Source organism: Chryseomicrobium aureum (assembly GCF_016909155.1).
GTDB classification, from domain to species: Bacteria; Bacillota; Bacilli; order Bacillales_A; family Planococcaceae; genus Chryseomicrobium; species Chryseomicrobium aureum.
This window is the reverse complement of sequence record NZ_JAFBFG010000023.1, coordinates 19,706-41,346: the sequence shown is the minus strand read 5'-3', so window position 1 is coordinate 41,346 and position 21,641 is coordinate 19,706. Positions and strand designations below refer to the sequence as shown.

At 45.3% G+C, this 21,641-nt stretch carries 18 protein-coding genes; all 18 read left to right on the top strand.

The window, feature by feature from the left end; translation table 11 throughout:
- The first annotated feature begins 8 nt into the window (after positions 1-8).
- A complete protein-coding gene (gene purM, locus JOD03_RS12830) occupies positions 9-1,055 on the top strand; it encodes a phosphoribosylformylglycinamidine cyclo-ligase (protein WP_204591725.1) in 1,047 nt (348 codons plus the stop codon).
- 1 nt (position 1,056) lies between these two features.
- Complete coding sequence (gene purN / locus JOD03_RS12825) at positions 1,057-1,632, top strand: phosphoribosylglycinamide formyltransferase (protein WP_204591723.1); 576 nt, start codon at positions 1,057-1,059, stop codon at positions 1,630-1,632.
- Positions 1,629-3,161, top strand: a complete 1,533-nt coding sequence (gene purH / locus JOD03_RS12820) for a bifunctional phosphoribosylaminoimidazolecarboxamide formyltransferase/IMP cyclohydrolase (protein WP_204591721.1) — start codon at positions 1,629-1,631, stop codon at positions 3,159-3,161. Before purN ends, purH begins: the two co-directional genes overlap by 4 nt.
- 11 nt (positions 3,162-3,172) lie before the next feature.
- Positions 3,173-4,426, top strand: a complete 1,254-nt coding sequence (gene purD, locus JOD03_RS12815; RefSeq protein WP_204591719.1) for a phosphoribosylamine--glycine ligase — start codon at positions 3,173-3,175, stop codon at positions 4,424-4,426.
- Positions 4,427-4,810: 384 nt separating this feature from the next.
- The gene (locus tag JOD03_RS12810) at positions 4,811-6,541 is read left to right on the top strand and encodes an adenine deaminase C-terminal domain-containing protein (RefSeq protein WP_204591717.1); all 1,731 of its coding nucleotides are present in this window, start codon (positions 4,811-4,813) and stop codon (positions 6,539-6,541) included.
- Between the two features lie 12 nt (positions 6,542-6,553).
- A complete protein-coding gene (locus tag JOD03_RS12805; RefSeq protein WP_204591715.1) occupies positions 6,554-7,591 on the top strand; it encodes a DUF3048 domain-containing protein in 1,038 nt (345 codons plus the stop codon).
- Between the two features lie 13 nt (positions 7,592-7,604).
- Positions 7,605-7,934 (top strand): YerC/YecD family TrpR-related protein, encoded by a 330-nt coding sequence (locus JOD03_RS12800; protein WP_204591713.1) that lies wholly within the window; start codon positions 7,605-7,607, stop codon positions 7,932-7,934.
- Between the two features lie 119 nt (positions 7,935-8,053).
- Positions 8,054-8,749 (top strand): heptaprenylglyceryl phosphate synthase, encoded by a 696-nt coding sequence (gene pcrB, locus JOD03_RS12795; RefSeq protein ID WP_204591711.1) that lies wholly within the window; start codon positions 8,054-8,056, stop codon positions 8,747-8,749.
- A complete protein-coding gene (gene pcrA, locus JOD03_RS12790) occupies positions 8,746-10,977 on the top strand; it encodes a DNA helicase PcrA (protein ID WP_204591709.1) in 2,232 nt (743 codons plus the stop codon). The genes pcrB and pcrA overlap by 4 nt, the downstream gene beginning before the upstream one ends.
- 11 nt (positions 10,978-10,988) lie before the next feature.
- The gene (ligA, locus tag JOD03_RS12785) at positions 10,989-12,989 is read left to right on the top strand and encodes an NAD-dependent DNA ligase LigA (protein ID WP_204591708.1); all 2,001 of its coding nucleotides are present in this window, start codon (positions 10,989-10,991) and stop codon (positions 12,987-12,989) included.
- A 16-nt stretch (positions 12,990-13,005) separates the two neighbouring features.
- Positions 13,006-14,127: a CamS family sex pheromone protein gene (locus tag JOD03_RS12780; protein WP_204591706.1), complete on the top strand. Its 1,122-nt coding sequence runs from the start codon at positions 13,006-13,008 to the stop codon at positions 14,125-14,127.
- Positions 14,128-14,199: 72 nt separating this feature from the next.
- Entirely contained in the window at positions 14,200-14,490 is a 291-nt protein-coding gene (gene gatC / locus JOD03_RS12775) for an Asp-tRNA(Asn)/Glu-tRNA(Gln) amidotransferase subunit GatC (RefSeq protein ID WP_204591704.1), read from the top strand.
- A gap of 15 nt (positions 14,491-14,505) precedes the next feature.
- Positions 14,506-15,975 (top strand): Asp-tRNA(Asn)/Glu-tRNA(Gln) amidotransferase subunit GatA, encoded by a 1,470-nt coding sequence (gene gatA, locus JOD03_RS12770; RefSeq protein ID WP_204591702.1) that lies wholly within the window; start codon positions 14,506-14,508, stop codon positions 15,973-15,975.
- On the top strand, positions 15,975-17,405 hold the full coding sequence (gatB, locus tag JOD03_RS12765) for an Asp-tRNA(Asn)/Glu-tRNA(Gln) amidotransferase subunit GatB (protein ID WP_204591700.1): 1,431 nt from the start codon (positions 15,975-15,977) through the stop codon (positions 17,403-17,405). The genes gatA and gatB overlap by 1 nt, the downstream gene beginning before the upstream one ends.
- A gap of 78 nt (positions 17,406-17,483) precedes the next feature.
- Positions 17,484-18,047: a thioredoxin family protein gene (locus JOD03_RS12760; RefSeq protein ID WP_204591698.1), complete on the top strand. Its 564-nt coding sequence runs from the start codon at positions 17,484-17,486 to the stop codon at positions 18,045-18,047.
- A gap of 64 nt (positions 18,048-18,111) precedes the next feature.
- Positions 18,112-19,032: a diacylglycerol kinase gene (locus JOD03_RS12755; protein ID WP_204591697.1), complete on the top strand. Its 921-nt coding sequence runs from the start codon at positions 18,112-18,114 to the stop codon at positions 19,030-19,032.
- A 224-nt stretch (positions 19,033-19,256) separates the two neighbouring features.
- Positions 19,257-20,606: a cytochrome ubiquinol oxidase subunit I gene (locus JOD03_RS12750; protein ID WP_204591696.1), complete on the top strand. Its 1,350-nt coding sequence runs from the start codon at positions 19,257-19,259 to the stop codon at positions 20,604-20,606.
- The gene (locus JOD03_RS12745) at positions 20,603-21,631 is read left to right on the top strand and encodes a cytochrome d ubiquinol oxidase subunit II (RefSeq protein ID WP_204591695.1); all 1,029 of its coding nucleotides are present in this window, start codon (positions 20,603-20,605) and stop codon (positions 21,629-21,631) included. Before JOD03_RS12750 ends, JOD03_RS12745 begins: the two co-directional genes overlap by 4 nt.
- Positions 21,632-21,641 lie beyond the last annotated feature (10 nt).

The window sequence follows — 21,641 nt, the reverse complement described above, 5'->3', positions numbered from 1 at the left end:
GCTGTACAATGTCAAAAGCATATGAACAAGCAGGAGTGAATATTGAGGCGGGGTATGAAGCGGTCAACCGAATGAAGAGCCACGTCGAACGTACGACACGTCTCGGTGTACAAGGAACATTTGGTGGCTTCGGTGGCCAGTTCGATTTATCCGCACTTGGACTGAAACAACCGGTCTTGATTTCTGGAACGGACGGTGTCGGAACGAAGCTGAAACTTGCGTTTATGGCAGACCGTCATGACACAATCGGTATCGACTGTGTCGCAATGTGTGTAAATGACATCGTTGCGCAAGGTGCAGAACCTTTGTTTTTCCTGGATTATGTAGCGCTTGGAAAAGCAGTTCCTGAAAAAATCGAGCAAATCGTCAAAGGCGTAGCAGACGGTTGTGTGGAAGCTGGAGCAGCACTTATCGGTGGTGAAACAGCTGAAATGCCAGGACTTTACGAAGAAGACGAATATGACTTAGCAGGTTTTGCGGTCGGGGCTTGTGAAAAAGCGGACGTCATTACAGGTGAAGAGATCGCAGCTGGCCAAGTGTTGATCGGTTTGTCTTCTAGTGGCATTCACTCCAATGGCTATTCTTTAGTACGTTATATTTTGTTCTCGCAGCATGACATCAACCTTTCCGATGCGGTGCCATTTGCTGACAAAACCTATGCAGACGTACTCCTTGCACCAACAAGAATCTATTCAAAACAAATTGCAGCACTTAAAAAGGCTGTTTCGATCAAAGGGATGGCGCACGTGACGGGTGGTGGGTTCTTCGAAAATTTACCACGGATGTTACCGGAAGCACTGGGCGTATCGATTTCTCTTGGCAACTGGCCAGTTCCAGAAATTTTCACCCATCTGAAAGAACTTGGGTCTTTAGAAGACCGGGACCTTTATGGCGTGTTCAATATGGGGATTGGATTTGTTGTCGCAGTCGACGAAAAAGATCAAGAGCGCGCACTCAAAGCTTTACGCGAAGCTGGAGAGACAGCGTATGTGATTGGAACTGTCACCGAGACGGCAGGCGTTGCGTTTACTGGCGACCAGGATGGGAGTCTCTAACATGACCATTCGTTTTGCAATTTTTGCGTCGGGCAATGGCTCGAATGCAGAAGCGCTTTACCAAGCAACAAAAGAGGGTCATCTCCACGGCAAAGTCGTCGGTGTGTTCAGTGACAAAGAAGAGGCATTCGTCTTAGACCGTGCAGCAAAGTGGGGCGTTCCTACCGCGCAGTTGTCACCAAAAGCGTTTGCATCTAAAGTGGATTATGAACAAGCTGTTCTTGACCAGCTGCGCAGTTGGCAGGTAGACTTTTTAGTACTTGCCGGATACATGCGGTTAATTGGCCCAACTTTACTAAACGCGTATCCGAATAAAATCGTCAATATCCATCCGTCTCTTCTTCCTGCGTTTCCTGGAAAAGACGCAATCGGTCAGGCACTTGCATATGGCGTACAGGTGACAGGTGTAACGGTCCATTTAGTCGATGCGGGTATGGATACAGGTCCGATTTTAGCCCAACGTGCGGTGAAAGTTCAGGCAACAGTAGAGCAGACAGAGGCATGCATTCATGCAGTAGAACATGAACTTTATAGAGAAGCACTAGACCAGCTATGGAATGAGGAGAGAATGAAATGAAACGAGCATTACTCAGTGTGTCCGACAAATTGGGCATCGTAGACTTCGCACAACAATTAGTGGAACTTGGGTACGAATTGTTATCTACGGGAGGGACGAAAGCGGCTCTTCAAGAAGCAGGAATTCCCGTAACCGCTGTTGGCGACGTGACCGGTTTCCCGGAAATTTTAGAAGGGCGTGTCAAAACGCTGCACCCTAAAATTCATGGGGGATTGTTGTCAAAACACGATGATCCCGCTCACCTTGCACAACTAGAGGAGCATGCGATTCAGCCTATTCAAGTAGTTTGTGTGAATCTCTACCCGTTCCAATCGACGATTCAGCGTCCAGACGTAACACCAGAACTAGCAATTGAAAATATTGATATCGGCGGCCCGAGTATGCTTCGTGCGTCCGCAAAAAATCATCAGTATGTCACGGTCGTCACAGATCCTGCTGATTATGCAAGTGTACTAGATGAACTGCGCACGTCAGGTGAAACAAAACTTACGACGCGTCAACGACTTGCTGCAAAAGTGTTCCGCCACACAGCTGCATATGACGCTTGGATTGCGGCATATTTAAGCGACATGGCAGGCGACGAGTTCCCAGAGTCACTGACATTGACGTATGAAAAGAAACAAGATTTACGGTATGGGGAAAACCCACATCAGCTAGCTGCATTCTATCAAAATAAGATGGGTTCTGCTTTCTCCATTGCTGCAGCGACCCAAGTACACGGCAAAGAACTTTCGTACAACAACATCCAGGATGCAAACGCTGCGATTCAACTGGTGAAAGAATTCGATGGTCCTGCTGCAGTTGCAGTGAAGCATATGAATCCTTGTGGCGTTGGTGTTGGAAAGACGATTGCAGAAGCGTTCCAAAAAGCGTATGAGTCGGACGAAACAAGCATCTTCGGTGGCATCATTGCACTTAATCGCGAAGTCGATGCGGCAACTGCGAAAGTGCTTGGTGGGATTTTCTTAGAGATTATTATCGCTCCGTCATTCTCAGAACAAGCTTTAGCGATGTTGACGGCAAAGAAGAATATTCGTCTGTTAACAATTCCATTTGAAGATGGTTCACAAGAAGCGTTCAATGTCGTGTCAATTGAAGGCGGACTCCTCGTCCAGTCTCCAGACACTGCATCTCTTGCCCATGCAAACGTTGAAATCGTAACAGACCGCGCTCCAACAGATGAAGAGTGGGCAGCACTTGAACTTGGCTGGAATGTTGTCAAACACGTGAAATCAAATGCCATCGTTGTGTCAGATGCGCAAATGACACTTGGTGTCGGAGCGGGGCAGATGAACCGTGTCGGTGCAGCGAAAATTGCACTTGAACAAGCAGGAGACAAAGCACGCGGAGCAGCACTAGCATCAGATGCATTCTTCCCGATGTCCGACACAGTCGAGACTGCAGCAGCTGCTGGTATCACTGCAATTATTCAACCAGGCGGATCTGTCAAAGACCAAGATTCCATTGATAAAGCAAACGAGTTAGGCATTGCCATGGTCTTCACAGGAATTCGTCACTTCAAACACTAGGAGGAAATCGAATGAAAGTACTTGTGATTGGAAGTGGCGGTCGCGAACACGCTATCGTCCGTCAGTTTAAAACTTCACCCAGTGTAACCGAAGTCTTTGCCATTCCAGGAAACGATGGCATGAAAGACGAAGCAACGTGTATAGCCATCTCACAACTGGACTTTCCAGCAATTGCTGAAGTCGTTCGCCGTGAGAAAATCACGCTGACATTCGTCGGACCCGAACAACCGTTGTCTGAAGGGATCGTAGATTATTTTCATTCGGAAGGGTTGACGATTTTTGGACCAACGCAAGCAGCAGCTGAACTTGAAGGAAGTAAGGCGTATGCAAAAGATGTGATGGACCGCTATGCAATTCCGACTGCATTTTATGAAGTGTTTGAAGAGGTCGAGCCGGCTCTTGCCTATGTGAAAAAGCAGGGTGCGCCGATCGTCATCAAAGCAGATGGTCTCGCAGCAGGAAAAGGTGTCGTTGTGGCGATGACGGAAGAAGAGGCGGAACAAGCAGTTGTCTCAATGTTAGATGATCAGCGCTTTGGAGACGCGTCTTCTCGAATTGTCATCGAAGAGTTTTTGGAAGGGGAAGAATTTTCCCTTCTCGCATTCGTCCATGGTGGCCACATTATTCCGATGCCAATTGCACAAGATCACAAACGTGCGTATGACGGTGACAGAGGACCGAACACTGGAGGAATGGGTGCGTATTGTCCAGTCCCTCATTTGCCAGAAGGTCTTGCCGAACAGGCGCTTGAAACAATTGTCCGAAAAACGGTTGATGCCATGGATGCAGAAGGTCGCTCGTTTACAGGCGTCTTATATGCGGGATTGATTGCGACGACTGAAGGACCAAAAGTAATCGAGTTCAACACACGTTTTGGCGACCCAGAAACACAAGTCGTGTTGCCGAAACTTAAAACCGATTCTGGGAAGTTACTTGTTGATTTACTTGAGGGGCAAGCGCCGACTGCAGAATGGGACGATTTACAGCATCTTGGTGTTGTCGTTGCAGCAGAAGGGTACCCGGATGAGCCGGTGAAGGGGCAATTGCTACCAGAGCTTCACAAGCTAAAGGACGTGCAGGTATTCCACGCCGGAACCACGCTGCAACAAGACCGTTTCCGTGGATCAGGTGGGCGACTGCTGTTGGTATCGGCTGCAGCTGAAACACCAGCCGAAGCAGCGAGCAAAGTCTACGCTGCACTCGACTCGGTCGACTGGCCATCTTGTTATTACCGAAAGGATATTGGGTGGCGAACACTATCTTAGATGTGGAGCCGACTGGTCTATTTCTTCCCAGGGAAGATTTCAATAATAAGTTAAGTCTTTTTATGAGAAACTCCCTGGGAAGGATTTCTCAAGTTCTTTCTAGTAAGATCTTAGGTCGCTCGGGGTTTGTGCCCTGAGCGGCTTTCTTTGTGCCCTGCGAAGCTCGTTTTGTGACCCGAATAGAGCGTATTGTGCCCTCGACAACTCCGTTTGTGCCCTCAGTCATATTATGGAAACTATTCTAAAAACAAGTCCGCCTCCTTTTCCCCTCCTACTACCTCGAAAACCTTATCACCTGAAACAATTCTGTCACTTTCACGCTTCACTTTACTAAAGCGTTATGCTAAACTGGAAAAGAATTGTGTAAAGAGAGGGTGTTTCCATATGCAATACCCGATTTGGAAAATTGAAGAGATTCGTCATCAACTCGAAGTTGTGAATGGACAGGGTGAACCTGATAAATTGATCACAAATGCGACTTACCTCCACAGTCACCTTAAAACGTGGGTGGACGGCAACATCTGGATTGTCGGAGACCGCATCGTATACGCGGGTAAAGAACTTCCTGCCTCCACTGAAGGAACTGAAGTGATTGATGCAACAGGACTAAAAATTGTCCCTGGTTATATCGAAGCCCACAGTCATCCGTTCCAACTCTATAACCCGGAAACATTTAGTGACTATGCTGCACAAACCGGAACAACGATGTTGGTGTCGGACAACTTACCGTTGTTTTTGACAATGGAAAACAAGAAAGCGTTTTCATTTATGGACAGTTTACGCGAGTTGCCGTTTTCATTTTACTGGTGGGCACGTTTTGATTCCCAAACAGAACTCGAGCACGAAGAGGAATTGTTTACGACAAAAGCGATCACTGAATGGATTGAACGACCTGATGTCATCATGGGAGGAGAACTCACCGGATGGCCACGTCTGTTAAATGGCGACGATCAAATGCTGTACTGGATGCAAAAAGCAAAAGCAAGCGGAATGAAAATAGAAGGGCATTTCCCAGGTGCATCGGAGCGAACATTGACGAAGATGCGTCTGCTCGGAACAGATGGTGACCATGAGGCCATGACGATCGAGGAAGTCGAAAAACGTATTTTACACGGGTACGCGGTCACGCTTCGTCATTCTTCGATTCGTCCGGACTTGCCGAATTTGTTAAAGGAAATCGTCGATAAAGGTTGGAAGATTTTTGATCATCTCATGATGACAACAGATGGCAGTACACCAGGCTTCCATAAAGACGGCGTGATGGACAAATGTATTCAAGTCGCACTTGATGCAGGAGTAGATCCAGTAGATGCGTACTTGATGGCCACGTTCAACCCAGCGAAGTATTACAACTTGTCGAACCTTCACGGAGTCATTGCGACAGGTCGTTTGGCGTCGCTGAATTTCTTAACGGACGACCATTCGCCGACGCCGATCAGCGTCTTATCAAAAGGTGTTTGGATCAAACGAGATGGCGAACGCCAAGTGACGTTTAGTGGAACAGATTTTTCCATGTTCTCAAACGGACCACTTCAAGTGGAGCTTGCCGATACAGACTTCCAATTTTCGATGCCATTTGGACTTGAAATGGTCAATGACGTCATCATCAAACCCTATCGCGTACGTGTGGATACAACACATGACCGCTTGAAGGATGATCATGATGAAAGTTTTCTAGTATTGATTGACCGGAATGGGAAATGGAAAGTCAATACGCTACTCAAAGGGTTCGCGACAACTCTGCAAGGATTTGCGTCATCGTATTCCAATATGGGCGATATACTATTGATCGGGAAAGACAAAAATGAAATGAAAAAAGCGTATGAAGCTATTAAAACCCAAGGCGGAGGTATCGCTGTCAGCCAAGACGGAAAAATCACAGCGAAAATTGATTTGCCGATTGGTGGCGGCCTCTCCACACATCCTGTTTCAGAACTTATAGAAATAGAGAAAGTTCTCAAGGATGAATTGGCTGCTCACGGGTTTCACCATGGAGATGCTATTTATACACTATTGTTCCTTCAGGCCACGCATTTACCATATGTCCGCGTGACACAACGAGGAATCGTCGATGTCTTAAAGAAGCAAGTCCTATTCCCGTCTGTCATGCGTTAAGGGGGAACTACAATGAAAAAATGGGGAATTGTTGTAGTGTGTTCAGTGCTTATCCTGACAGGCTGCAAAGATAAAGAAGAGACAGCCATGGAAGAGCCGATTGTAAATGAAGTAGAAGAAAATGAACAAGAAGTAACCGAAACCTTAAACTTTATCACGCCACTATCTGGGGAACCCGTCTCTCAAAAAATGACGGCGCGACCAGTAGTCGTCACCATTAACAATCATCCACTTGCTCGGCCACAGTCGGGCCTTGCAGAAGCAGATGTCATTATTGAATTAATTGCAGAAAGCAACATCACGCGTTTTTTAGCCGTGTACGAAAGTGAAATGCCAGAACGAGTTGGACCGATCCGAAGTGCACGTGACTACTTCATTGATCTAGCCAATGGCTACAATGCGTTTTATGTGGCGCATGGCTACAGCCCGGACGCGAAAGCGATGCTCGACCGCGGTGACATCGACCATATCAATGGTATGATGTACGACGGAACTTATTTTCACCGTTCCTCGGACCGGAAAGCTCCACATAACTCGTACAGTACAGGTCCTGAAATTCTCGATGCTGCTGAACAAGTAGGTGCCTCGATGACACTTTCGGAATCTCAAATGCCAACCTATGTTTTTTCAAAGGAAGCAATGAGTGGAGAGACTGTCACAGACCTCACCATTAGCTATAGTGGGGACCAAAATTTTGTTACTAGCTATTCGTACGATACTACATCTGGTTTCTATACAAGGTCATCTGGAGGAATAGAGACAACGGATGCGGAGTCAGGAGATGCCCTGCAACTCGCTAATGTTGTCATCGTAGAAGTTCCTCATCAAACAATCGATGCAGAAGGGCGTCAAGCACTAGACTTCGCAGCTGGTGGAAGAGCGTGGCTGTACCGAGATGGAACTGTACTTGAAGTAACTTGGCGCGAGGATTCTGGGATGCTCCGACTTTACAACGGAACGTCCGAAGTGGAGTTCGCACCAGGTCAAACATGGATGTCTTTGATTCCAACCGCTCGCGGTTTCGACCAAATGGTCACCTATTCAGAATAAAGGAAGTGATTCGATGCAAGTCGATAAAATTCGTGGTCATCAAACGGACCAATTGTTTAAAGCCGTACTCGAACTAAAGAATATCGAAGAGGCCTATGCCTTCTTTGATGACTTATGTACAATTAGCGAGATTCAATCCCTCGCACAACGCTTTGAAGTAGCCCACTTGCTACGCCTACAAAAAACGTATGAAACAATTAAAGATCAAACGGGTGCAAGTACAGCGACAATCTCTCGCGTGCGTCGCTGCTTTGATTACGGCAATGATACGTATGATGAAATGCTCGGAAGACTATATCCAGATGAGCCTTCCTTCAAGCCCACGACGAAAGGTCGTCGCTAACAGGTTTCCCCTTTAGGGAAGCCTGTTTTTTTGGTATACTGACACTACATAACTTACTAGACACGAAATCGACTCGTCCCGGGTCGATTTCAGTGTGTCTGATTGAAGAAGGTGCCTTAATGCTTACGGACTATAGAGAGTGGAAACATGTATGTAAACTTGACCCGGCGAAGCCATTATCTGATGACGATCTTGAACTCATTTGTGAATCTGGCACAGATGCCATCATTGTTGGTGGATCTGACAATGTTGAGCTAGATGATGTGCTTGAACTTCTGATGAAAATCCGCCGATTTGCGCTTCCCGTCTGCCTCGAACTGTCGACCCTCGAAATGATCACACCAGGTTTTGATTATTATTTTATCCCTTCCGTTTTAAACAGCCCGAACACTGCTTGGGTAAAAGACTTGCATCATCAAGCCCTTGTCGCGCATGGCGACTTCATGAACTGGGATGAAGTGTTTACAGAAGGCTATTGTGTATTGAACCCAGCTGCTAAAGTTGCGGAGTTGACAGAAGCGAATACAGCGCTGACTGAAGAAGAAGTTGTAGCCTACGCCCGACTTGCACAAAATTTGTTCCATCTGCCGATTTTTTATTTGGAATACAGTGGGACATATGGAAATCCAGAAGTCGTAAAAGCAAGTAAAGACGTTCTGACAACGACACGATTATTTTACGGTGGCGGAATCGAGACAACTGAACAAGCCCGAGAAATGGCCCAGTATGCAGACACAATTGTCGTCGGCAACAGTCTCTACACCGACTTAAAACAAGCACTCAAAACGGTAAAAGCCGTTAAGGAGGAACTATGAAGCGAATTGCAAACCAACTTTTAAACGGCATGAATCCAAAACAGGAAGAAGCTGTTAAACATACAGAAGGACCGCTTCTCATCATGGCGGGAGCAGGATCTGGGAAAACGCGCGTGTTGACGCACCGCATCGCCTACTTAATCGTAGAAAAACAAGTGTACCCGTCAAAGATTTTAGCGATTACCTTCACAAATAAAGCAGCCAAAGAAATGAAGCAGCGAATCGATGGTATTTTAGGCGAAGGATTTGGCGACCAGATGTGGGTCTCCACTTTCCACTCAATGTGCGTAAGAATCTTACGTCGGGATGCCGATCGCATTGGGTACTCAAAAAACTTTTCGATTCTTGATAGCACAGACCAACTCAGTGTCATCAAAGGAATTTTAAAGCAAGATAATATCGACCCGAAAAAGTATGAGCCACGCGCTTTGCTCGGCATCATCAGCAGTGCAAAGAATCAGCTGAAGACAGCGGATGACTTTTTAGCGGAAATGAATCCGATGAATCCGTACGAGAAAATTGCAGGACAGGTGTACAAGTCGTATGAGCGTCGTTTGAAAAAGAATCAGTCGATGGACTTTGATGATTTGATCATGCGCACGATTGATTTGTTTAAACGTGTTCCGGAAGTGCTCGACTTTTATCAAAATAAATTTCACTACATCCATGTAGATGAATACCAAGATACAAATAAAGCGCAGTATCAACTGGTTGAGATGCTTGCTGAAAAATTCCATAACATTTGTGTTGTTGGAGACTCGGACCAATCGATCTATCGCTGGCGTGGGGCGGATATCGGAAATATCTTGTCATTTGAAAAAGATTATCCGAACGCAAAAGTGATTATGCTTGAGCAAAATTATCGTTCTACAAAGCGCATTTTACAGGCGGCCAATGAAATCATCGGGAACAATAAGAGCCGCTATCCAAAAATACTTCGAACTGATAATTCGGAGGGTGAAAAGGTTCAACTGTACCGTGCGTACAACGAACAAGAAGAAGCGCAGTTTGTAGTCGGTAAAATTCAACAACTGATGCAAGATGATGGGCTTCGCTACCAAGACTTTGCTGTTTTATACCGCACGAATGCGCAGTCTCGTGCAATGGAGGAGACATTAGTCAAATCCAATATGAACTACAAAATCGTCGGCGGAACCAAGTTCTATGACCGTAAAGAAATTAAAGATCTACTTGCTTACTTGCGACTTATCGCGAACAATGACGACGATATTTCACTAGCTCGTATTATCAATGAACCAAAGCGCAATATTGGCGCAACATCGTTTGAACGAATTGTTACGTATGCTTTGATGCACGATATGACGGTGCTTGAAGCACTTGAAAATGCTACGTTGATTCCTGGTATGACAGGACGGGCCTTAAAATCTGTTTCTGAATTCTTTACATTAATTGATCAATTGTCTGCTATGCAGGAGTATTTATCTGTCAGTGAAATCGTTCAAGAAGTTATTGACCGTACAGGATATAAAGAGATGCTCCAACGTGAAAACAGTATTGAGTCAGAAAGTCGACTAGAGAACATCGGAGAATTTGTGACGGTGACAAAAGCATTTGAAGAGCGTAGCGAAGACAAGACGCTCGTAGCTTTCTTGACGGACCTAGCTCTGATCTCTGATATCGATGCTTTGGATCAAGTGCCGAATGAAGACCAAGGTACTGTGACCTTGATGACGTTGCACGCTGCAAAAGGCCTTGAATTCCCAGTCGTATTTTTAATCGGGATGGAAGAAAATATCTTTCCACATAGCCGGTCAATCGGTGACGAAGAGGAGATGGAGGAAGAACGCCGTCTGGCTTACGTTGGCTTGACCCGCGCAGAACAGCGCCTTTATTTAAGTTGCGCCCAGACACGTATGATTTTCGGTCGGACGAGCATGAATCAACCCTCTCGTTTTATCGGAGAGATTTCTGGAGATGTGATTGAACCAGTAGGCGGAGAGCGAGCAAGACAAGTGCATCCGTCCGTTGCTGGCAATCGCTACATCAAACCACGAAAAGTTGCACCGAGTCATCCGGTTTATACAGAGTCAGGCGGGGACAAACTGACGTGGAACATCGGCGACAAAGCAGCCCACAAAAAGTGGGGAGTAGGAACGGTAGTCAGTGTTCGTGGAGAAGGCGAAAATCGCGAACTTGATATCGCATTCCCAAAACCAACGGGCATTAAGCGACTCTTAGCTAAATTTGCTCCAATCGAAAAACAGTAGGAGGCTCACTTATGGAACATGTTGAAGCGCGAATGAAAGAACTGCATGAGCTGTTGCATGATTACGGCCATGCCTATTATGTGTTAGATGAACCGCTCGTTTCCGATGCGATTTATGATCAATACATGCGCGAGTTGATGGAACTTGAAGAACAACATCCTTCTCTTATACTTCCGGATTCTCCTACGCAACGAGTTGGCGGCAAACCTTTAGAAGGATTTCAAAAAGTACGCCACCGCACACCGATGCTTAGTCTTTCAAACGCCTTTTCAGAACAAGACTTACGTGAGTTTGACCGACGCATCAAAGAACTTGTGGATAGCGACTACCGCTATGTATGTGAACTGAAAATTGATGGGCTGGCTGTCAGTTTGTTATATGAGGATGGAAAACTTGTACGCGGGGCAACGCGCGGAGACGGTACGACCGGAGAAGACATTACTGCTAATATCCGAACGATTCGTGCAGTGCCGCTTCGCTTGAAGGAATCTGTCACGCTAGAAGTGCGTGGTGAAGCGTACATGCCAAAAGCTTCTTTCCAAGCATTGAATGGACTGCGCCAAGAACAAGAACTTGAACTGTTCGCAAATCCACGAAATGCAGCAGCGGGAAGCTTGCGTCAGCTTGACCCAAAAATTGCAGCGAGTCGCCAACTCTCTGTATTCATTTATGGGTTAGGAAACCCCGAAGAGTTAGGGATTCAATCACACTCTGAAGCACTTGATTACTTAAACAAACTGGGCTTCTCTATGAACCGTGAGACAAAAGTATGTGAAACAATTGAAGACGTTCAGGCGTTCATAGAAGAATGGACAGCAAAACGAAATGACTTGCCGTATGAAATCGACGGGATCGTCATCAAAGTCGACCGCTATGACCAACAAGAAGAACTAGGATTTACGGCGAAGAGCCCACGTTTTGCGACAGCCTATAAGTTTCCGGCTGAAGAAGTGGTCACGGAACTTTTGGATATTGAATGGACAGTCGGCCGAACGGGCGTTGTAACACCCACTGCTATTTTACAAGCTGTGCAAGTGGCAGGGACGACAGTTCGCCGAGCATCCCTTCATAACGTTGATTTGATTCAGCAAAAAGATGTCCGTATCGGAGATAAAGTGATTGTCCGCAAAGCGGGAGACATTATTCCAGAAGTAGTCGCAGTCCTTGAAAACGAACGAAAAGAATCCGCTGTGCCGTATGAAATGCCAACAAATTGTCCGGTGTGTGAGAGCGAATTAGTCCGCATCGAGGAGGAAGTGGCACTTCGTTGTGTGAACCCGGCCTGCCCTGCTCAAATCACAGAAGGCATTCGACACTTTGCTTCTCGCAATGCGATGAACATTGATGGCTTAGGGGAAAAAGTGGTCGAGCAACTGTTCCAAAACCAGTTGATTCACGACGTAGCGGACTTATATTCACTAACAGTAGAGCAACTAATTGAACTCGAACGTATGGGAACGAAATCTGCAGAGAATTTAGTGCGTGCAATTGCTGTGACAAAAGAAAATTCGCTTGAAAAAGTACTTTTCGGTCTTGGGATTCGTCATATTGGAGAAAAGGCAGCGCGTCTACTTGCTGAAGAATTTGGTGATATTGATCAACTGATGCTAGCAACACGCGAGCAATTGACTGCCGTTCATGAAATAGGGGATAAAATGGCGGACTCTTTGGTCACGTATTTTGAGCAACCTGAGTCTCAGCAACTAGTTACAAAATTAAAAGACGCAGGCCTGGTACTCCAGTATTTAGGTCGTAGAATTGACAAGGAAGCGCTAGCGGACAATCCTCTTTTCGGGAAGACCGTTGTCTTGACTGGAAAACTTGAGCAGATGGGCCGAAACGAGGCGAAAGAAAAGCTCCTTGAAAAAGGTGCAAAAGTTGCAGGCAGTGTCAGCAAAAAGACGGATCTTGTCATTGCTGGAGAAGATGCCGGTTCGAAGTTAGAGAAAGCCACGGAACTTGGGATTGAAGTTTGGACTGAGCAACAGATGATGGATGCCCTGGCAAACTAGGAAGGAAGAACAACACATGAAAAAACTACTTGGAGGACTGCTCGCGACAATGCTTGTACTTTCAGCATGTACGCCAAGCCAAGAAACTGAAGTCGTACAAGACCCAGCAGAATCGGAAGCACGGACGGTTGTACTTCCCTCTGTTCGTTTAGATGATAATTATTACTCTACGATCTTGCCGTACGCAGAAAGCAAAAGCCGTGGCTTGGTCGTGTCCAATATGGCTACAAAATATGACATCGTAGAAGTTGAAAAAGGACTCATGCGCTTGTCTCAAAATGAATTTCCGACTGACCGTTATTTCTTTCAAGAAGGCCAGTACTTGGACCGTTCAACAATCAGTTCATGGTTAGCGCGAAGCAATCAAACAGAGCAAGGGCTAAATCCAGATGACGAGGGGCTAGTAGGCCGTGAAAAAGCGGAGAAAGCACCTGTTTATTTGACACATATCGTGGAGCAGAACTATTTAGAACTTGATGAAAATACGATGAAACTTGCAGGCATTTCCATTGGACTTGCTCTGAATTCCATCTACTACTACACCGAAGTGGATTATGGGCCAGTGTTTGAACAACAATTGACTGACGAGCAAATCACGGAAAATGGACGACGTATTGCGCAAGAAATTGTAAGTCGGATGCGCGCGATGCCGGGTCTCGAAAACATTCCGATTACAATCGGTCTGTTCAAACAAAATAGCCGGAACGCCATTGTTCCAGGTACGTATTTCAGTTACGGCGTTTCCTCAAGTGGGAATGAAATCGGAGACTGGACGTCACTCAATGAACGCTACGTAACGTTTCCTACTTCGGACTCTAGTGAACAGTTCCGAGATACAGATACGGCATTCCGTAATTTCAAACAAGATGTCGAGACGTACTTCCCGAATTACACGAGTGTCATTGGTACAGGGTTTTATAAAGATGATTTTCTACAAGAGTTAAAAATTGATATCCCGATTCAATTTTTCGGGAAAGCGGAAATTATCGGCTTTACACAATACATTTCAGGCCTGATCAATACGCATTTTGTGGCGGATCTTCCTGTTGAGATCAACATCACGTCAATAGAAGGCGAGCAGGCGCTAATCAAACGAGAAGCAAACCAGGAGACACCTTTCGTACATATCTACGAATAACGGTACTCTGTTCAAGTAAAGCGAAAAATGATATGATGGCTTGTATGATTGAATTTACTGGAGGTGTCCATAGTGGCAACAATCACAAAAGAAGAAGTGCGTCACGTCGCGCATTTGGCACGTTTGGCGATTACGGATGAGGAAGTTGAACACTTTACAGAACAACTGGCAAAGATTGTTCAATTTGCGGATAAATTAAATGAGTTGGATACGACGAATGTTGAACCTACAACACATGTCTTACCGCTTGAAAATGTACTTCGTGAGGATAAGTCAATTGCAGGGTTAGACCGTGAAGTCATGATGAAAAATGTGAAAGACCAAGAAGCAGGTCAAGTGAAAGTTCCTGCAATTATGGACTAGAGAGGCGGACTGAAATTGGCTTATTTTACACATACAGCAAAAGAGCTGCAACAAAAACTTGCAGCAAAAGAAGTTTCTGTTCGTCAAGTAACAGAACATGCTTTTGAACAAATTGAAGCAGTGGACGCAGAGGTTCAGGCGTTCCTTGTATTAAATAAAGAAAACGCACTGAAGCAAGCAGATGAACTGGAAACAACGCCGTTTGAAGAGCGTGGGCCACTGTTTGGTTTGCCTATCGGTTTGAAAGACAACATCGTGACTGAAGGAATCGAAACAACAGCTTCTAGTAAAATTCTAGAAGGTTTCAATCCAATCTACGATGCGACTGTAGTACGCAAACTTCGCGAAGCGGGTATGATCACCGTTGGGAAAATCAACATGGATGAATTCGCTATGGGTTCATCGAATGAAAACTCAGCATACAAAAAAACGAAAAACCCTTGGAATTTAGCACATGTTCCGGGTGGTTCATCGGGTGGCTCTGCAGCTGCAGTAGCAGCAGGCGAAGTACCATTTGCATTAGGGTCTGATACAGGTGGTTCAATCCGTCAACCGGCAGCATTCTGTGGGGTTGTTGGAATGAAACCAACGTACGGTCGCGTGTCTCGTTTTGGATTGATTGCGTTTGCGTCTTCTTTAGACCAAATCGGACCCATCACACGTACTGTTGAAGACAATGCTCTACTTCTTGAAGCGATTTCTGGTGTGGACGAAATGGACTCAACATCAGCAAACGTTGAGGTTCCAAAATTCTCAGAAGCAATCGGCAAATCGATCAAAGGATTACGCATCGGCGTGCCTAAAGAATATATGGGCGAAGGTGTCAGTGAAGAAGTACGCGCATCTGTCTTAGAAGCCTTGAAAGTGCTAGAAGCGCAAGGAGCGGTTTGGGAAGAAGTATCTCTTCCTCACTCTGAGTATGCGTTAGCGACTTACTATCTATTGTCTTCATCTGAAGCATCCTCAAACTTAGCGCGTTTTGACGGCATCCGTTACGGCTACCGTGCAGAAGAAGCGAAGAACTTGTTAGAGCTTTATAAAATGACGCGTGCACAAGGATTTGGTGATGAAGTGAAGCGTCGTATTATGTTAGGTACGTATTCACTAAGTGCCGGTTCGTATGATGCATACTACTTGAAAGCACAAAAAGTCCGCACATTGATCAAGCAAGACTTCGAAAACGTATTTGAAAACTACGACGTCATTGTAGGACCTACGACACCAACACCTGCGTTTAAAGTAGGCGAAAATGTCGACGATCCATTAACAATGTATGCAAATGATATTTTAACAATCCCTGTCAACCTTGCAGGCGTCCCTGGAATCTCGATTCCTTGTGGCTTTGCTGCAGACGGGTTACCACTCGGTCTTCAAATCATCGGAAAGCATTTCGATGAAGCGACAATTTATCAAGTGGCATCTGCCTACGAGTCGACAACTGAGTTTCACAAACAGACTCCGGCTTTATGGGAGGTAAAGGCATAATGAATTTTGAAACAATTATCGGACTTGAAGTCCACGTAGAATTGAAAACTGAATCGAAGATGTTCTCTCCCTCTCCAGCGCACTTTGGAGCAGAACCAAACACAAATACACACGTGATCGACCTTGGGTATCCAGGTGTTCTTCCAGTCGTTAACAAAACGGCTGTTGAATGGGGAATGCGTGCTGCAATGGCACTGAACATGGATATTGCACCTGTCACAAAATTTGATCGTAAAAACTACTTCTACCCAGACAATCCAAAAGCGTATCAAATCTCGCAATTTGATAAGCCAATTGGTGAAAACGGCTGGATTGAAATTGAAGTAGATGGCAAAACAAAGCGTATCGGGATCACTCGTCTTCACTTAGAAGAAGATGCTGGGAAACTGTCGCATACAGACAAAGGCTACTCGCTTGTTGACTTCAACCGTCAAGGAACGCCTCTTGTTGAAATCGTATCGGAACCAGACATTCGCACACCAGAAGAAGCATACGCCTATTTAGAGAAACTGAAATCAATCATTCAGTTCACTGGTGTTTCGGACTGTAAGATGGAAGAAGGATCTCTTCGTTGTGACGCGAACATCTCACTTCGTCCCTACGGGCAAGAAAAGTTTGGAACAAAAGCAGAACTGAAGAACTTGAACTCCTTTAGCTACGTGAAAAAAGGTCTTGAGCACGAGCAGATTCGCCAAGCGGAAGTGTTGAAAAATGGAGGGGAAATCCTTCAAGAGACGCGTCGTTATGATGAGTCTACTGGTAAGACGATTTTAATGCGTGTGAAAGAAGGCGCGGATGACTACCGCTACTTCCCAGAGCCAGATCTTGTGAAAATTGTGATTGACGATGCTTGGATGGACCGTGTTCGTTCCGAATTACCGGAACTTCCGGATGCTCGCCAAGCGCGTTATGTGAACGAACTTGGCTTGACAGAATACGATGCGCGCGTAATGACATTGACAAAGGAAATGTCCGATTTCTTTGAAGAAACGATTTCACTAGGAGCAGACACGAAACTATCAACGAACTGGTTGATGGGGGATGTATCAGCCTACTTGAATGCGGAGCAAAAAGAATTGAAAGACACGAAACTTACACCACAAGGTCTTGCAGGTATGGTGAAGTTGATCGAAGATGGAACAATCAGTTCAAAAATCGCCAAAAAAGTATTCAAAGAGATGGTGGAAAACGGTGGAACTGCAGATGAAATCGTCAAAGCAAAAGGCTTAGTACAGATTTCAGATGAAGGTGCACTGCGTGACATCGTGACTCAAACATTGGATGCAAATCCACAGTCGATTGAAGACTTCAAGAACGGGAAAGACCGTGCAATTGGGTTCTTAGTCGGTCAAATTATGAAAGCAACAAAAGGTCAAGCAAACCCGCCGATGGTCAACAAATTACTAAACGAAGAAATTCAAAAACGCTAACAAACTGGCTCGCCCTGACTTGGGGCGAGCCTTCTTTTGGGAATTCATGCTATGCTAGTGTCAAGGAGGGGTTTTTTGATGAAAACAGAACAACAGTATTTTGAAGAAGGCCGTCCACTTGCAGTCTATATGGACGAAATGACAACAAAAAAAGAGCAATCCTTTCACGTCTACGAAAGCTTCACAGTTCCTGCGGACGATGAGTTTATCACACGTTTGTCTGAATCCAATGTCCACATTTTAGGAATCACCGAGGACTGGTGCGGAGATGCGATGATGAACAATGCTATTTTGCGTAAAATTACTGAAGCAGCAGGAGTCGAGGTACGTGTCGTGCTACGTGATGCGGATACAGAATTAATTGATCGCTATCTCACAAATGGGGGCCGCTCGATTCCAAAATATCTTTTACTAGATGCACAAGGACAAGTGATCGCCACATGGGGGCCTCGTGCAGATTTAGTGCAAGAGTACGTGATGGGTGAAAAAGCAAAACTTCCAGAAGCCGGTAGCGAAGGCTTTGAAGAGGCGCAGCGTGCCATTTTTGAAGAATTGACTACACAATTAGAGACAAACAAAGACTTTCATTTGGCAACATATAGCAGCATCCGCGAAGCATGGTTCACAAAATTGCCTTCATAAGGAACCTGCTAAAGTATTATACTGTCTATAGCAGAGAGAGTTGTGAAGAAAGAAGGTTCTGTACATGCAACGTGCACGAATTATATATAATCCAACTTCCGGGCGAGAATTGTTTAAGCGTCACTTACCGGAAGTTTTAGAAGCAATGGAACTAGCAGGCTACGAAACATCGTGTCACGCGACAACAGGTGCTGGTGATGCAACAGAAGCTGCAAAGCGAGCTGTTGAAAACGGCTTTGATTTGATTGTGGCAGCAGGGGGCGATGGTACACTAAACGAAGTCGTAGCAGGCGTCAGTCTATTTGATGAGCGTCCGAAACTTGGTTTGATTCCAATGGGAACAACCAATGACTTTGCACGTGCCTTGCACATTCCGCGTGACATTCAACAAGCTGTAAAGATTATTACAGATGGTAAGTATGTACCGGTAGACGTAGGGCACGTGAACGATACATTTTTTATCAATATTGCTGGTGGGGGACGCATCACGGAACTTACATATGAAGTCCCAAGTCGTTTAAAGACGGTGCTTGGCCAACTTGCGTATTATTTAAAGGGAATTGAGATGTTACCGTCTATTCGCGCAACGAAACTACGCATCGAATTTGATGATGAAGTATTTGAAGAAGAAGCCATGATGTTCTTAATTGGCTTGACGAATTCAGTCGGTGGCTTCGAGAAGCTTGCTCCAGACGCTATTATCAACGATGGTAAATTTACTCTGCTCATCTTGAAAAAAGTGAACATGGCAGAGTTTATTCGACTTGCCACGCTTGCAATTCGTGGGGAGCATTTGAATGATCCACACGTCATTTACCGCAAAGCTTCAAAGATTCGTGTCCTGTCGGAAGAGACTGTCTCCTTAAATCTCGACGGAGAATACGGTGGAACATTGCCTGCAGTTTTTGAGAACTGGGCACGCCATATTGAAATCATGGCACCAGTAGATTTATTACCGGAGCAAGATCTCGTTGAAAGAGACTAATAACTAAACTAGCTACTCTAGCTTTTTAGAGTGGCTAGTTTTTTTGTTTCCATTCTCCTCTGTTGTTCTCAATTTTCGAACTTTTCACAACCCGTCATAACCTTGTAACAACTTGCCTGAAAACAAGTTCGGCTGATTAGATTAAACCCCTTCAACTAGGGTAGAATAAAGGCATGAAGCTCGTTGAATGACCGTTAGCCAATACTCTATATGAGGTGAACGAAATGGGAAATGAAGAAGCTGTATTTTTTAGTCGGCTACTTACAGAAATGACACTCTCGTTCCATATTATCTACGCCACAATCGGTGTAGGGGTGCCACTGATGATCATGCTGGCACAATACGTGGGAATCAAGAAAAACGACGAACACTATATTTTACTTGCCCGTCGCTGGGCACGAGGGTTCGTAATCACAGTAGCTGTCGGAGTTGTAACGGGGACCGCCATCGGACTCCAGTTGTCACTACTTTGGCCAAACTTTATGGAGCTTGCCGGCCAAGTGATTGCCCTGCCACTGTTTTTAGAAGCATTTGCTTTCTTCTTTGAAGCAATTTTCTTAGGAATCTATTTGTATACGTGGGACCGTTTTGAAAACCAAAAGAAACACCTATTGTTACTTGTTCCAGTTGCGTTTGGTGCCGCGATGTCTGCAGTATTCATCACAATGGTGAACGCTTTTATGAACGCACCACAAGGTTTTGACATGGTCGACGGTGAACTGGTCAACATCAGTCCACTCCTTGCAATGTTTAATCCGGCCATGCCGACGAAAGTGGCGCACGTTGTCTCGACCGCCTTGATGACGAGCGCTTTCGTACTAGCATCAATCGGGGCTTTCCGATTGTTAAAAGGCTCGAACCATATTTATCATAAAAAAGCTGTGTACTTAATGGTCAAAGTTGGACTTGTGTTCTCCATAGCCACTGCAATCATTGGAGACTTCTCAGGTAAATACCTTGCTGAGTACCAGCCGGAAAAATTAGCGGCTGCTGAATGGCATTTTGAAACATCTGAAGCTGCGCCACTTATTCTTTACGGTATTTTAGACGGAGAAGAAGTGAAATATGCGATTAAGATTCCATTCGCATTAAGTATTCTTGCACACAATGATCCCAATGCAGAAGTGATTGGACTAGATCAATTCCCAGAGGATGAGATACCACCGCTCTATATCCACTACTTCTTTAACATCATGATTACAATCGGAATGTTCATGGTGATGTTATCAGCCTTTTATGTTGTCGCGAAATGGCGTAAATGGAAATTTGCGAACTCGCGCTTTATTCTCTGGTTGATCGTGGCAGGTGGACCACTTTCCATGATTGCGATTCAAGCAGGTTGGTGGATGACCGAAGTCGGCCGACAACCGTGGATTTTGTATCAAATCATGACTGTTGAACAAGGTGCAACATCCAGTGGAAGTGTGGATATCATGGTCGTCGCATTTGCAATCTTGTACTTGATTTTAGGAATTGGTTCTGTCGTCGTCTTGCGCAGAATGTTCCGTAACAATCCAGTTGAAAAAGAGCTAGACAAACTAGATCAAGAGCGATTGGAAGGTGATACGAAATGACATTAGAAATCATAGGGATCACGGTCCTTTGGTTCTTCCTATTTGGATATGTCATCGTTGGGTCTATCGACTTTGGCGCGGGGTTCTTCAACGCCTATAGTTTGCTGACCAATCGCCAACATATTTTAACGAATATTATTCAAAGGTATTTGTCGCCCGTTTGGGAAGTTACGAACGTATTCCTCGTATTTTTCTTCGTAGGAATCATCGGGTTCTTCCCGAAGACCGCCTTTTATTACGGAACAACACTTCTTGTTCCAGCGAGTATTGCTATCATCTTGCTCGCGATACGGGGATCGTACTATGCGTTTGAGACATACGGTTCACGCGGGCACAAAGGCTACTCGTTTATGTACGGGGCAGCGGGGATTTTAATCCCTGCGTCGCTTTCCGTTGTATTAACGATTTCTGAAGGTGGATTCATCGATATGGTGGATGGCCAACCGGTACTAGATTATAGCCGCCTGTTCTTGAGTCCGTTAACATGGAGTATCGTTGTATTAGCCATTGCCGCCACACTTTATATTTCGGCTGTGTTTTTAACATGGTACGCAAGTAAAGCAGAGGACGCTGGTGCTACGAAGTTACTACGTAAATACGCATTGATCTGGGCATTGCCGACGATGATTACAGCAACAGGAATCATTGTAGAACTTCGTGCACATAACCCAGAGCATTACGCGAATATCTTGGATGTCTGGTGGGCATTCTTGATTTCTGGATTACTGTTCTTCGGAACGGTGTATCTATTGTGGACAAAACGAAATTACGGATGGGCTTTCTTGTTGCTCGTCGGGCAGTTCTTTATCGCCTTTTTCGCATACGGCTGGTCGCACAGACCGTACTTGTTGTATCCGTATTTAACGATTTATGATGGGTTTACAAATGAAACGATGGCGATTGCACTGATCATTGCGTTCATTGCAGGACTATGTTTGTTATTACCGTCACTGTACTTGCTCCTGCGCCTATTCTTATTCAACAAAGATTATGTCGCTGGCAAAAAAGAAGACAATCACGCTTAGGAGGATATCA